This window comes from Acinetobacter sp. WCHAc060025 (assembly GCF_004209355.1).
In the GTDB taxonomy this organism is placed as follows: Bacteria; Pseudomonadota; Gammaproteobacteria; order Pseudomonadales; family Moraxellaceae; genus Acinetobacter; species Acinetobacter wuhouensis.
On record NZ_SGSX01000014.1, the window covers coordinates 44,830 to 59,335 of the forward strand.

Annotated in this window: 11 protein-coding genes; 6 read left to right on the forward strand and 5 right to left on the reverse strand. The window is 38.6% G+C overall.

What is annotated here, in order from left to right:
• Positions 1–121: 121 nt before the first annotated feature.
• Positions 122–544, forward strand: a complete 423-nt coding sequence (locus EXE09_RS12870) for a hypothetical protein (protein WP_130117547.1) — start codon at positions 122–124, stop codon at positions 542–544.
• Between the two features lie 96 nt (positions 545–640).
• Here the strand turns inward: EXE09_RS12870 and EXE09_RS12875 are convergent, their stop codons facing one another.
• The 4 genes from EXE09_RS12875 to cysM all read right to left on the reverse strand — a co-directional run bounded on the left by EXE09_RS12875 (position 641) and on the right by cysM (position 6,223).
• Entirely contained in the window at positions 641–2,947 is a 2,307-nt protein-coding gene (locus tag EXE09_RS12875) for a RelA/SpoT family protein (protein ID WP_130113693.1), read from the reverse strand.
• A gap of 27 nt (positions 2,948–2,974) precedes the next feature.
• On the reverse strand, positions 2,975–4,396 hold the full coding sequence (gene rlmD / locus EXE09_RS12880; protein ID WP_130117548.1) for a 23S rRNA (uracil(1939)-C(5))-methyltransferase RlmD: 1,422 nt from the start codon (positions 4,394–4,396) through the stop codon (positions 2,975–2,977).
• Positions 4,397–4,404: 8 nt separating this feature from the next.
• Positions 4,405–5,226, reverse strand: a complete 822-nt coding sequence (locus EXE09_RS12885; protein WP_087553565.1) for a 3'-5' exonuclease — start codon at positions 5,224–5,226, stop codon at positions 4,405–4,407.
• Between the two features lie 82 nt (positions 5,227–5,308).
• Positions 5,309–6,223: a cysteine synthase CysM gene (gene cysM, locus EXE09_RS12890; RefSeq protein ID WP_130117549.1), complete on the reverse strand. Its 915-nt coding sequence runs from the start codon at positions 6,221–6,223 to the stop codon at positions 5,309–5,311.
• Positions 6,224–6,536: 313 nt separating this feature from the next.
• Between cysM and EXE09_RS12895 the strand changes: the two genes are divergently transcribed.
• The 5 genes from EXE09_RS12895 (at position 6,537) to rsfS (ending at position 12,997) form a co-directional block, all read left to right on the forward strand.
• Positions 6,537–9,344 carry an ATP-binding protein gene (locus EXE09_RS12895; protein ID WP_068973280.1) on the forward strand — a complete coding sequence of 936 codons (2,808 nt, stop codon included), beginning with the start codon at positions 6,537–6,539 and terminating at the stop codon, positions 9,342–9,344.
• 159 nt (positions 9,345–9,503) lie between these two features.
• Positions 9,504–10,292, forward strand: coding sequence for a crotonase/enoyl-CoA hydratase family protein (locus EXE09_RS12900; protein WP_130117550.1), 789 nt, complete (start codon positions 9,504–9,506; stop codon positions 10,290–10,292).
• Between the two features lie 431 nt (positions 10,293–10,723).
• The gene (locus tag EXE09_RS12905) at positions 10,724–11,593 is read left to right on the forward strand and encodes an NAD(P)-dependent oxidoreductase (RefSeq protein ID WP_130117551.1); all 870 of its coding nucleotides are present in this window, start codon (positions 10,724–10,726) and stop codon (positions 11,591–11,593) included.
• A 105-nt stretch (positions 11,594–11,698) separates the two neighbouring features.
• Positions 11,699–12,493, forward strand: a complete 795-nt coding sequence (locus EXE09_RS12910) for a hydroxypyruvate isomerase family protein (protein WP_130117552.1) — start codon at positions 11,699–11,701, stop codon at positions 12,491–12,493.
• Positions 12,494–12,595: 102 nt separating this feature from the next.
• Entirely contained in the window at positions 12,596–12,997 is a 402-nt protein-coding gene (gene rsfS / locus EXE09_RS12915) for a ribosome silencing factor (RefSeq protein ID WP_068973276.1), read from the forward strand.
• A gap of 62 nt (positions 12,998–13,059) precedes the next feature.
• Here the strand turns inward: rsfS and EXE09_RS12920 are convergent, their stop codons facing one another.
• Complete coding sequence (locus tag EXE09_RS12920; protein WP_130117553.1) at positions 13,060–14,280, reverse strand: ammonium transporter; 1,221 nt, start codon at positions 14,278–14,280, stop codon at positions 13,060–13,062.
• Positions 14,281–14,506: the final 226 nt, after the last annotated feature.

The window sequence follows — 14,506 nt, forward strand, 5'->3', positions numbered from 1 at the left end:
ACATTATTGAAATATCTTTTATATTTCATCACAAAATTGTGGCTTTTTTTTAATACTTGTTTAATATATCTGCACCTCCAGAGGGTAATTATAAATTTAAACTTAAAAGTGAATAACTAACATGAAAAAAATCATTGTATTAGCAACTTCTGTAATGCTTTCTGCAACTACTTTTGCTGCAGAATCTACTTCTCAAAAATTAAGCACTTCTGAACTTAAAGCTATGGATTGTGCAACACTTTCTGTTGAAAAATCTAATGCGCAACAATCTTTAGAAGCTGCTGATAAAAACCTTGCAAACATCAATGCAAAAGCTCAAGACCCTTCTGCTAAAGTTAGCAAATGGGCAGGTATTGCTAGTGGTGCGCTAAGTGCATTTGGTAAAGGTGACTCTAAAGCTGGACAACTTGCAAACTCAGTTGCTGGTCAACAAGATACTTCTGATGCAAGCAATCCTGATATTCAACAAAAGCTTAAAGCAGATTCACAAGCAAATCTGAATAACATTGCTGTTTACCAAAAGTCTAAAAAATGCAAAATCTAATCAATTAGATCAAGCATAAAAAAAACCTGCATTTAGCAGGTTTTTTTACGGTTCGGATTTTAAATATATAGCGCTTTGAAATAGCCTAGAAAATCGTTAATTCCCTTGAACCAAACGACGTGCGCTAATAATGCCAGGTTGTTGCTCTAGACGTGCCAATAGACGTGACAATTGGGCTAATCCTTTGACCTCAATCAATAATTTCATATTCGCGATACCATCTGATTCAGATATCGTATTCACTTGGCGAATATTAATTTGGTCAGAGAAAATCACTTGGGTCAAATCTTTAAGCAAACCACGGCGATCATAAGCCTCCACCACGATTTGTACACTTTGACCACGTGTTGGCTGCATTTCCCAGTCCGCTTCTACCGCACGATCAGGCTCATTTTTGATCATGCGTAGATAATCTGGACATGCAACTTTATGAATACTGACACCACGGTTCAGCGTAATATAACCCGCAATTGACTCGCCATGGACAGGCTGACAACATTGTGCAATATGCAATTCAACATTATCCAAACCATCAATCAAAATGCCATGTGCAGACAGTGTATGACTGGCACGTGGATTCAATGTCGGTTTTAAAACCAGTTCAGGTTCGTCTTGATCCAAGTGCATGTGGCGATTCACTTGATTAATCAAGGCATGCAAGCTAATGTCGCCACTCACCAATGAAACCAGAATATCATCACCAGATTTCACATTGAAATGATTGCAATAATCACTTAAATCAATACTTTTTGGGTGAATTGCTAAACGTGAAAGCTCTTTATTGAGTAACTCACGCCCAACTTCCAAATTCTTGCTACGATCCTGCTGTCTGAACCAATGACGTAATTTGTCACGTGCACGTGCAGTTTTGATATAACCCAGTGAGTTCACCAACCAATCACGGTTCGGTTCACGATCTTTCTTGGTTAAAATCTCAACTTGTTCACCTGTTTTTAAGGTATAAGTCAGTGGCACATAACGTTGGTTAACACGTGCCGCATAGCACTTATTCCCGACTTCAGTATGTACATGATAGGCGAAATCTAAAACCGTTGAACCACGTGGTAATTCTTTAATATCACCATCACGGCTGAACACATAGATTTTTTCAAAACCTTCAAAATCTTGAATTTGCTCAAAATCTTCAGGCTCATCTTCGTTCGGATGCGCACTGGTTTCTGTACGTTCTTGATAATGCTCAAGTACTGCACGTAAAGAATGCAAACGATGATTAAATGAGTAATCTGTGGTTTTTGAGCCTTCTTTATAGTTGAAGTGCGAACATACGCCCAACTCGGCTTCTTCATGCATTTCTTTGGTACGAATCTGAATTTCCAAAGATTTATTTTCAGCAATTACCGCTGTATGCAATGAACGATAGCCATTGGCTTTCGGATTGGTAATATAGTCATCAAACTGATGCGGAATATGTCGCCAAATTTGATGTACAATCCCTAAAGCGTGATAACACTCTGCAACGGATTTCACCAAAACACGTAATGCGCGAATATCATAAAGCTGATCAAAACTTAGATTTTTACTCTTCATTTTGCGATAGATCGAATAAATATGTTTTACTCGACCTGAAATTTCCGCCTCAATATCATGATCAGCCAACTCACCCTTGAGTTTTTCAACCACAAATTGAATATATTGTTCGCGCTCAAGACGCTTCTCATTCAACAATGAGGCAATTTCTTTATAGCGTTCAGGGGCTAAGTAACGGAAAGCTAAATCTTCAAGCTCCCATTTTAACTGCGCAATCCCTAAACGATGTGCTAAAGGCGAATAAATCGTGAGAATTTCTCGTGCCACACGCTCTTGACGTTCTTTCGGTGAATGCGCCAATTCACGCAAAGCAAAAGTACGCTCCGCCAACTTGATCAATACAACTCGAACATCTTCAGTGACTGAAATCAACATCTTATAGATGCCAGTCAAATGCTCACGTTGATTATTATTGAAGTGATCTTCTAAGCGTTTATTTTTTTCAATCAGCTCAGAAAGTTTACCCATTGCCAAAGTACCTTTGACAAGGTTGTAAACTTGTTCACCGAATTCTTGTTGAATTTCCTCTAAAGTGGTTAAACCTTCACGCACACTTCGATACAGCACTGCTGCTGCCAGCGTATCTTCATCGACATGTAAATGCGCAAGGATGTCTGCCATCCCAATACCTGTGGTAAAAGTATTGGTTCGCGAATTTACCGTGGTCGCCAATTCTTTTTGTAATACGAGTTGCGCGACTTGTTCTAACTGTTTAAGTTCAGCACCGTCTAAAATTCCACGCACACGATCTAGCCAAGTCGCCAGAGCATGTTGCGCTTCAGCGGCATGTTCTACAGTCGCTTCCTCTGACAACTCATTTAGTTGATCAGGAAGTTGCTCACGTACTGTGACCATACCCTACTCCTATAACTCTATACTTCATTATAAATCGTTTATCTCTGTTTTCTTTTCAAATAAAGCAATGGATTCAACATGCCCCGTATGAGTAAACATGTCCATCACACCTGCTTTTTTTAGCTGATAACCGTGTTGCACCAAAATCCCAGCATCTCTTGCCAAAGTCGCTGGATTACACGACACATAAACGATTCTTTGTGCACCAAACTTGGGCACATAATGCATAATCTCTTCCGCACCCGCACGAGGAGGATCAATCAATAATGCATCAAATCCTTGATTTGCCCAAGAATAATGCGAAAAGTCTTTTGTTAAATCTTGTGAATGAAATTTAACATTGGTGATGCTGTTTTTCAGTGCGTTTTCTGTACCGCGCTTCACCATCTCTTCACTACCCTCAACTGCAACGACTTTTCCTGTGACACCAACACATCTGGCGAGAGGAAGTGAAAAATTTCCCAATCCACAAAACAGATCTAGAACTTTTTCACCATGTTGCAATTCAAGCAAATCACATGCCAGCTTGACCATTTGAGGATTTACAGTCGGATTGACCTGAGTAAAATCTGTGGGATTGAACGCAAAATCGACGTTAAAATCTTCTAATCGGTAATGTAAATGCATTGCTGCTTGCGCATCATCCACGCGATGTACACTGTCTACACCTGCGGGTTGCAAATACAACTGCCATTGTTTCTGTAACGCGTATTGTTGCAATAGGTTGACATCATGCTCTTTTAATTTTTCAGTATGACGTACCAATAAAGAGATTTCACAATCTCCTTTGGCTAATTCTATATGACCAATGCTACTTTTGCCTTTTAGACTTTCGAGTAATAGCTTAATTTCTGGAAGTGCTTGATCAAGTTCAGCATCGAGAATTTTACAGGTCTGAATTTCAGTTAAATGATTGCTTTGCGCCTCACGAAAACCCATGAGTAATTTATTTTGTTTTGGTAAATAACGTACGCCAATTCGTGCTTTATGACGATAATCGACACGCGTTGAACGTAACGGCGCTAGCCATTGCTCAGGCGCTAAACCCGCAAAATGACTGAGGTGTGATTTTAAAACGTCATGCTTTAAACGGATCTGCTCATCGGGATGAATATGTTGCATATTACACCCACCACAGCTTCCAAAATGCGGGCAAATCGGTTGGATACGATGAGGATTTGGCTCACTGAGCAATTCGATACAATCTGCTTCTTCAAGTTTAGACACTTGTTTAGTGATTTGAGCCTTAACGATTTCACCAGGCAAAGCATAGCGAATAAACACTTTTTTACCGTGCTTTTCACTCGGATGTTTTGTACCACGAACATCTGCCAAATGTTCTGTGGTATTTGAATAGTGCGCAATCCCTCGCCCTTCGTGTGACAATCGTTCAACTTTAAAAATATATTGTGGAAGTTGAGATGGTCGAGGTTTGGCTCTATGTTTCAAAGGAATACCTAATCGGGTGTGGAGGGAAAATCTGCTCGAGTAAACTCAGTCTGCTGTGAAGTTTCACGCCAAACATCTAAGAACTCTTTTTGTTGCGGTTGACCTTGTAAATAATGAATCGACGCTTGAATCCATAAACGATGATCTTCTCGACTGATTTGACCTTTGAGTAAAGACCAACGTAGATAGATCAACCATGTATTCAATACATCACCTTCGCAATAGCTGGTCAGTTTGAGCCACTGCTGGTTTTTTACATATTCAGGTATAAAATAACCTGAAATACCACGTTTACCAGGATAGCCGAGTAAATGTGCTGCATCATCTAACTTCTGAAAATGACGACCATTAAACATCGCCATCACATCCATCAAATCAACATGACGGTTGTGGTATCGGTTCTGATAGTTATTATACCTTTTTTGCGTATCAATCTCACCCTGATCGAACAAACTTGGCGCAGATAATCCATGATACATGGCACGGAATAAAATCACTGGAATATCAAACTGTGAACCATTCCAACTCACCAATGTCGGATGACGCTTATCAAAGATAGATAAAAATTTTTGTAAAATTTCAGCTTCAGAATGATGTTCACGGCTAAATGAAAACAGTTTCATTGCCCCATTTTCATCAATCCATAGCCCAGAGATACAGACAATTTCATGTAAAGGCAAACGCTGAAAATCCATACCAGACTCTTGACGACGCAGCTTCGCTAACGCTTGCTCAAGATCTTCTTGCGGTAAATCCAAGCCATATAAATGCGCCCCAGATTTCAAATCTGTCAGGGTTTCAATATCAAAAACTAAAACAGGAAGACGCATAAAAAGCTTTACTCAATTATCAGCTCGCCATCATGAAACAAATGAACACCATGAAGCAACCATTCTTGGTGAAGAATAATAATTAATCCTCAACCGAAAACAAACCTGTAGACAAATAACGATCACCACGATCACACACGATACATACAATCACAGCATCTGGGTTTTCTTCAGCAATTTTAATTGATGCCCACACTGCACCACCAGAAGAAACACCCGCGCTAATCCCTTCTTGACGTGCTAAACGACGTGCAGTTTTTTCCGCTTCAATTTGCGGAATGTCCATAATACGGTCGACACGTTTAGGATCAAAAATCGTCGGTAAATATTCTTGTGGCCAACGACGAATCCCTGCAATATTTGAACCTTCCGACGGTTGCAAACCAATAATTTGAATATCAGGATTTTGTTCTTTTAAATATTTAGAAATTCCCATAATCGTACCCGTCGTTCCCATAGAGCTGACGAAATGGGTAATTTTACCGCCTGTTTGTTGCCAAATTTCTGGACCTGTGGTCAAGTAATGTGCTTCAACATTATCAGGATTACCAAACTGATTTAAAACCAAGCCTTTACCTTCACTTTGCATTTGCAAAGCCATATCACGCGCTTGTTCCATATTTTCAGATTCAATCAATTCAGCACCATAAGCACGCATGGCATCTTTACGCTCTTGACTTGAACCTGCTGGCATGATGAGTTTCATCTTATAACCACGCATTGCCGCCACCATCGCCAATGCAATCCCTGTATTTCCACTGGTCGCTTCAATCAAAGTATCGCCTAGTTTGATCTGCCCACGCTGTTCAGCTTTCATAATCATATTATATGCTGGACGATCTTTTACAGAACCTGCTGGATTATTGCCTTCAAGTTTTGCCAATACTGTTGCTTGAGTATGACTCGCCAAACGCTGTAGACGCACCAAAGGCGTTTTACCTACATAATGGTCTAACAAAAAATCATCAGCTAAAAAATCAGGTTGTGTATTACTCATGGATTGCACCTATATCGAGGTGCGCATATTGTATGAAAAAATAAATGCTACTGCACAACTTTCCTAGCGATTTTGAAAGGAATGATCAAACTAAATCCAGATTATATTCAACTAAATAAAATCAATTTAAATTGTTTATTGAATAAAATTAAACACATATATAAATGCAAGAATACTTTAGAATTAGAAATGATAAAGTTATCTATAAAACAGCATAACAATGCTCAAAGTTGCAAGAATTTTAATCATATTGTCATGCAGGATGAATAAAGCATGTTAATATTCTTCGCATGAGCAATGAGTTGCTGGAACCATGTCGAATTTCAATAAAAAACTCTTTAAACGCTTAAAACTGAATCACGCTTATGGTCAACTGATTGCGTTAATTTTCGTGCCAATTATGGTTTTGGCATGTGTAGGCACTGCGCTCGTCCTTTCTGAAACGTCCTCGGCTGCAAAATCAAAACAACGTTTTCAAGCGATTGCCATTCTCAGCCGTTACCAATACACCGCAGAAAAACTCACAGCGGTCATGGAAATTAATAAAACACAGCATATTAAAGCTGAAAATATTTTACAAAAAATGTTCAATGAGAAACATTTACTCAGTGCAGCTGTGATTGATGCAAATAATATCAATCATTTAAGTATTGGTTATCAAAGCAAGCGAACTTGGCCTCAAATTCCGAAATCAGGTACTTTTTTTGGTCCAATCCAAAGTAAAACCAATAATATTTATGGCATAAAACTCAATCCAATCAACAGCACAGAAAATATGTGGTTGGTGATTGAAATGGATAACCAGCCCTTAGAAATCGCTCATTACCGCGTCATGATTGTACTGATCACGACAGCGCTATTTACCCTATTGTTACTTTTATTATGTTTGAATTTTTATTCACGGCGTTGGATTGCACCGATGTACGAAATTCGGATGCAATTACAACGTTTAAATGCCGATACGCTCGATCAACACATGGTCATTAACAGCACAGGGGAATTGCGTTTACTACAACGTGATATTGCCAATGTGGTGAAGCGTTTACATTTCAGTTTTCTTGAACTAAAAGAACATACTGAGCAGACTGAAGATGACCTACGTCGTACTTTAGATACTTTAGAAGTTCAAAACATTACTTATAAACAAGCACGTGACCAAGCGATTTTATCGAATCAGTCTAAATCGGTTTTTTTGGCGAATATCAGTCATGAATTACGCACACCGCTCAACAGTATTGATGGTTTTATTCACCTGATGTTGCGTCAAGATAATTTGAGCAATGATCAAAGCCTATATTTACAAACTATTCGTAAATCTTCTGCGCATCTTTTGGCATTAATTAATGATGTACTGGATTTTTCAAAAATTGATGCAGGAAAATTAGAGCTTGAAACTGCTCCATTCGATCTTGAAGAAGCAATTTTTGATGTGATGGATATGTTGTCACCATTGGCAGCACAGAAACATATCGAAATGGCGTTTTATTTTGCAGACAATGTACCGAAATACGTGATTGGAGATGCTTTACGTTTCAAACAAATTTTGACCAATTTAATTTCCAATGCGATTAAATTCACCCCAGATGGTGAAATTATTGTCCGTGCCCGTATGGAGCATGATGATATTGGACAATGCTTATTACACTTTAGTGTTCAAGACAGTGGTATTGGTCTAAGTGGTACAGATCGCAAAAAACTATTCGAGTCATTCTCTCAAGGGGATGCATCGGTTACTCGTCAATTCGGCGGTACAGGCTTAGGTCTAGCCATTTCCAAACAGCTTGTGCATCTCATGCATGGGCAAATTGGTTTTGAGGATAACCAAGAACGCGCACCGACTGAAAAAGGCTCGACTTTCTGGTTTACTGCGATGCTTGCAGTCAATGAAGATGAAGATATTGTTCATCCATCATTTAGTGAACAAAAAGTGGTGTCGTACTTGGCACACCCTGCGACTGCAAATGTATTGCGCCATTATCTTGAAGATTATCAAGTTCAGCACAATGAAGCGCAGTCGATCCTCGATTTGTTTAGTCGCTTAAATAGCTTAGGACAGGATACAGATAATACATGGTTGATCGTCGATCATAGTGGCGATACCGAAGCATTACTGAAAGAAATTCGTGGGCGTTATCAAGGGCATTTGGCTGTTTATGGCTATCAAATGTCACTTGATCCAAATATGCTCAGTGAATATAAAGCACGCCCCTTGTATCAACCTTTAAGTCGTAGCTCAGTCATTCAACTTCTCAGCAATAAACCTGTCTTTGAGCAAGAACAACACAAAGACTTTAAAGGACAAGATTTACATATCTTGGCAGTTGATGATCATTTACCAAACCTGATTGTGCTTGAAGCTTTATTGGGTGAATTGAATGTCAAAACCACTAAAGCACAAAGTGGGCAAGAAGCCTTAACCATTATCCAACAAGGCATTGAACAAGGTTCAAAACCGTATGATTTAGTGTTTATGGATATTCAAATGCCTGTAATGTCAGGGATTGATACCACCCGTGCGATTCGCTCTTTGGAATCAACATTAGATGGTATGCGTATGCCAATTATTGCACTTACTGCACATGCTTTAGCGGATGAAAAGCAAAAATTATTGAAAGTAGGTATGGATGATTACGTCACTAAACCAATTCAAATTGAACAAATCATTCAAATCCTCACCAATTGGACATCTGATAAATTTATCCAACAGAAACAACAAACCAATGAAAATAAAGTCTATATCGAAGCATTTAATACCGATATTTTAGATTGGAAACAAAGTCTTGCTTTAGCTGCCAATAAAGAAGACTTGGCACAAGATTTATTAAAAATGTTGGTCGATAGTTTTCCAACGGAACTGGATGAGATAGAACAACTGATCGAGTTGGAAGACTTCCCGCAACTTGAGCACGTCTTACATCGTTTATACGGCGCAACCCGTTATGTGGGTACACCAAAATTACAACGAGTCACTGGTGAATTTGAACAGTTCATTTCCACACTCCGCAAAGAACGTCGCAAAGCAGATGAAAACTTTATTCAAGAAGTTCTACGTCGTTTAGATGATTTACAAGTGGCTATTCGTGAAGTAGAAACAGCAGCACAGCAAATTTTACCGAATTAGATTTCGATCAGTTCAATTGAGCAGTTTAAATTTTTTAAATTGCTTCAACTGTTTTTAGCATCGTCAATGGATAGATTTAAAATTTTCTGTGACTCTCCTGTCATGTAACTCTGCCATGCTCATGCTATGCTGATGACCAAGGAAAAAAGAGTCTAGATCATGGCACTATTACATATTGAAAAAAATAACGGCATCGCAACAGTTTCACTAAACCGTCCAGATAAACGTAATGCAATGAGCTTTGCTTTACTCAAAGAACTGGTCAAAACTGCTGAAAAAATCAAAAAAGATCGTAGTATCCGCGTGGTGATTTTAACTGGTGAAGCGAATGTATTTAGTGCTGGGATTGATCTCGCAGATTTGAATAGTCCGAACAATAGAGCTTTTGCAGCATGGGAATTGATTAAACCAGGACAAAGCTTATTTCAAAAAGCTTTTCTAATTTGGCAAGAACTACCTGTACCTGTGATTGCTGCAATTGAAGGTTTCTGTTTTGGTGCTGGGATGCAATTAGCTTTAGCTGCGGATATTCGTATTGCACATCCAGAAACTAAAATGTCGATTATGGAAAGTCGTTGGGGCTTAGTGCCTGATATGGGCTTAACTCGCTCAATCAAAGGTGTAATTGGCATTGACCTAGCCAAAGAACTCACTTTAACAGCACGAATTTTTGATGGTAATTATGCCAAAGAGATTGGACTCATTACGCATATAGATGAATCGCCATTAACCAAAGCCCAAGCTATTGCCGAAGAAATGCTACAGCGCTCTCCTGACGCACTAGCGGCAGCAAAACGTGTCTTAGATGCTATGGAACATGAACCGAAAAAATCTTTACGCTTAGAAAAAATTTGGCAACTCAAATTACTCTTAGGTAAAAATAGTCAAATTGCACGTAAAAAGGATAAACATCCTGAAATTGAATTTCTGCCTCGTCAATATAAATAAGCGAGCATAGATCACCTGCATAAATGAATAAGTGATGTTGCGTAGTAACATAAAATTTTTGTTTCATGATAAAAATGGATACGCGATAACGTCATCCGCAACGTGTTTGAGGCAGGGCTACTTTTAATCAGATATGTTTCTACAACATATCCGATATTTTGACAGAAGTTGACGAGTTTTGCGGTGAGGAGCAACGCTCCGCAAGGTGGTTTCTTGCGAAGCTTCGCTTCTCATTTGCCGAAACAAAAGTACCTCGAGCCTGAGCGAGTTAAAGCACTGCTTTAACGATGCGCAAGACGCAGTGGCTAATCCTGAAATTAAAACTTATGATGTAAGACTCCGCCAAAGAAACTTAACAATCTTTAATGTATGAATACGTCTTTAATCAATAAGTCATCTTGAAACACGATTCAAAATGGTTGGGTAATAAAATGAATTTTGACCATCATAGTAAAATTGCATTCCTCGGTATGGGCTTAATGGGAAGCCGTATGGCAACCCGATTAATCCAAGCAGGTTTTCACGTTGCCGTATGGAACAGAACAGCAACTGCCTGTGAAACATTGATTGATATGGGTGCTCACCCATTGAAGATTGAAAATATTTCAGAATATCCAATTATTTTAACCTGTCTCGCAGATGATCAAGCTGTGCAAAGTGTCTATGACTTGATTGAACCATACTTAACGAACAATCAAGTGATTGTGGATTTCTCTAGCCTTTCAGTCGATAAAACCAAACAACTTGCAGAGCAAGCAAAAGTCAAACAAGTGACTTGGATTGATTCTCCTGTTTCAGGCGGAACAGCAGGCGCTGAAAATGGCACACTCGTCATCTTTGCAGGTGGTGATGCGGAAACGATTCAAGATCTGAGCATTGTTTACAACATACTTTCTCAACGTGTGACTTGCATGGGTGGAACAGGTACAGGACAAGCAACGAAAATCTGTAACCAATTAATTGTGGCTGCAAATAGTACACTCATTGCAGAAGCGGTGGCACTTGCAGATCAAGCAGGTGTGGATACCACATTACTTGCACCCGCACTTGCAGGCGGCTTCGCTGATTCAAAGCCCTTCCAAATCCTTGCACCACGCATGGCGACCCATACTTTTGAACCAGTACAATGGAAAGTTCAAACCTTATCCAAAGATTTAAACAACGCTGTCCAACTTGCACAGCAATTCAATTTAAATATCCCAGTCGCGCAACTCGCTTTAAGTCGACTACAAGACCATCAAAATAATGGCTTTGCTGAATCTGACTTAGCGACAGTGATTCAACATGTCGAAGTAAAATAGGCGATGTATTTAAGATATATACGACTTCAGCATAAACATATTGAAAAATAGTCCATTGCCAACTACATTGGAGATGAAAGCCCATTCACGCAAGGAGCAATTATCATGACTAAACTCGCAGTAAATCTCTCGATGATCTTTACTGAAGTCCCACTCATTGAGCGTTTTGCTTTAGCGCATAAACATGGTTTTCACAATGTTGAGATTCAATTCCCCTATGAATTAAGCATCGAAGAGATTCAAGCTCAACTGGAACTACATGATTTACATATTTGCCTAATCAATGTTCCAGCGGGTGACTTAATGCAAGGTGGTGATGGTCTAGCAGGTATTCCAGGACGTGAAGTCGAATTTCATCAGGCACTCACACTTGCGATTGAATACGCAGATGCTTTGAATGTGCCGAGTGTGAATATTCTCGCTGGAAAGCAACCAACTGACGCTGACTTACTTCCCTGCCTAAATACTCTAGCCAATAATTTAAAACTCGCATCCCACATGTTGTCTGATCATGATATTCAACCAGTTTTTGAAATGATCAATGGTACAGATATGCCTCGTTTCTTGGTTCAAAATATCGCCCAAGCACAAGAAATGCTTGAAGCAGTACAACATCCAGCCTTAAAAATGCAATTTGATTGCTACCACATGGCAATGATGGGTGAAGAGGTATTAGCAGCATTACAAGAAAATATAGACTGGATTGGGCATATTCAATTTGCAGACTGCCCAGGTCGCCATGAACCAGACACCGCACAAATTGATTATTTATCTATTTTTACATGGCTAAAACAAAGCACCTATACAGGCTACATTGCTGCGGAATATCGCCCACAATCTCATTCCAATCAATCATTTGCGTGGATGGATAAATATTTCTCTAACAACCATAGCTACTAAACAAACATTTTTATCGAACTAGAGATGCGTTCTAAAATTTGTATTTTTTAGCCAAAAGCGCTATATTAGAAGGTGAGATATTGTTTGGAAAACACACTTTATATGAATTTAGAACCATCGCCCAGCGCTTCTAATTCTCACGAACTTGCAATGAACACTCGCAATCAAGACCTAAAGACTTGTTTAAAAGTTGTACAAGAAGCCCTACTTGATGTAAAAGCAAAAGATATTCTTGAACTTGATGTAAGCTCAATCAGCAATGTTGCAGATGCAATTGTAATTGCAAGCGGTACATCAACTCGTCATGTTAAAGCACTTGCTGACAACGTTGCTGAAGAAGCACGTAAAGCGGGTTTTCGCCCAATCGGTGTAGAAGGCGAAAGAGATGCTGAATGGATCCTGATTGATTTAGGATTTGTTGTTGTGCACGTTATGCTACCAACCGCACGTAAATTTTATGATTTAGAAAGTTTATGGCGTGTAAGCCCTGAAAGTGTTGCTTAACTTTCAATAGATAGAAATAGTTTATAAAAAGCGACGTTCATGTCGCTTTTTTAATGTGCAAATTATTCATGAATTTCAGTTATCGGGATCATCTTGCGCATCATTTGAAATACGATATAAGCGATACCAAAACTCCAAACAAAGTTGATCAAAACGCCAACCCCTTGCTCCCATAAGGTTGCTCTATTCATCAGCCCCACGACTGAATCATTGAATAAAGATACAGCAAGTGTTCCCCAAATTCCGCAGAAACCATGTACCACTATCACTTCTCGGACATGTTTTGAATCAATCCAACGTGTTAATAAATGTGGCGTTTGTAGGGTCAAAAATCCAGCAACCACCCCAATAATCAATGCAGATGAAATCTGAACAAAGCCACAACTTGCTGTGATTGCAACCAGTCCACCTAAGGCCGATTTAATTAAATCTGCCCAAGAACTCATTTTACGATAAAAGATAAGAGAGAATATAAACGAAGCGAATATTGCTCCGAGTAGAGCTGAAAATGCATTAAATACAATATTACTAATCTCAATATGAATTGAAGTAATATAAATGACGTTTAAACCAGACCAAGCCAGCCATAATATAAAACCCGCCAATGCAAATGCTAAAATTTTATAATCTTCAAAAATTTTATCTTGTTTATGTAGCTCTATTTTTCGCTGTGACTTAAAAATCAGATACCCCGCTAGAACAATCCATGCTGCCATAGAATGCACAACTGTAGATCCTGCAAAATCAATAAAACCAAGTTTTTGCAGCCAACCGCCACCCAAAACCAAGTTCCCCCAAGACCAACTACCAAAGAAAGGAAAAATGATTGCGGAAATAATAAAACTCATGATCGCATAAACAGAAATAGGTGCAGTATTCGGAATAATACGCCCAACGATTGTAGTAATGGTGGTCGCCATTAAGGTATAAAAAAAGACTAAATTCCAATGCCAGCCATGCATGTTATGACTAATTTGCTTAAGGTTTTCAAACCACCCCAACTCAGCAATGATAAAACAGAAAAGACCAAAGCATGCTGTACCGAGAATTGCAAAAATATAATTAATCAATAAACAAATAATGCTTTTTGCATTATTTTCATAACCGCCTTCTGCAACAGCAAAACCAGCCTGCATTAATATGACAAAAACACCACCTAGAAATAATAATTTATAATCTGTTAATAGATTAAAAGCATGAATATCACTTTCTAAATTTGAGGCAAAGCAAGCTGGCGTCAGTATGATTAAAATTAAACTGAGCAAGAATTTTAATCGAGCCATATAAAACCGCCCCAAAATTTTTAATTATTTTTTAGCAAAACTTGCGTAACAATAATGAATAATTTTGAACTTGAATAATAACAATATCGCAATTATAGACATTTTTGAGTAAAAATACACACTTACATTTTATAGTCTATATCATGAACTATTGTTCTGATTAATTTCAATCACTTGGATTTTCAGTATGTCCTAATGCCAAAATATTTTTTAAACAAATAGTCAA

Bases quoted from the DNA above. Each gene is read 5' to 3' on its own strand.
- EXE09_RS12885 (WP_087553565.1), bottom strand. From the start codon at position 5,226: ATGCGTCTTCCTGTTTTAGTTTTTGATATTGAAACCCTGACAGATTTG.
- EXE09_RS12905 (WP_130117551.1), top strand. From the start codon at position 10,724: ATGAATTTTGACCATCATAGTAAAATTGCATTCCTCGGTATGGGCTTA.
- rsfS (WP_068973276.1), top strand. From the start codon at position 12,596: ATGAATTTAGAACCATCGCCCAGCGCTTCTAATTCTCACGAACTTGCA.
- cysM (WP_130117549.1), bottom strand. From the start codon at position 6,223: ATGAGTAATACACAACCTGATTTTTTAGCTGATGATTTTTTGTTAGAC.
- EXE09_RS12870 (WP_130117547.1), top strand. From the start codon at position 122: ATGAAAAAAATCATTGTATTAGCAACTTCTGTAATGCTTTCTGCAACT.
- EXE09_RS12920 (WP_130117553.1), bottom strand. From the start codon at position 14,280: ATGGCTCGATTAAAATTCTTGCTCAGTTTAATTTTAATCATACTGACG.
- EXE09_RS12910 (WP_130117552.1), top strand. From the start codon at position 11,699: ATGACTAAACTCGCAGTAAATCTCTCGATGATCTTTACTGAAGTCCCA.
- EXE09_RS12900 (WP_130117550.1), top strand. From the start codon at position 9,504: ATGGCACTATTACATATTGAAAAAAATAACGGCATCGCAACAGTTTCA.
- EXE09_RS12895 (WP_068973280.1), top strand. From the start codon at position 6,537: ATGTCGAATTTCAATAAAAAACTCTTTAAACGCTTAAAACTGAATCAC.
- EXE09_RS12875 (WP_130113693.1), bottom strand. From the start codon at position 2,947: ATGGTCACAGTACGTGAGCAACTTCCTGATCAACTAAATGAGTTGTCA.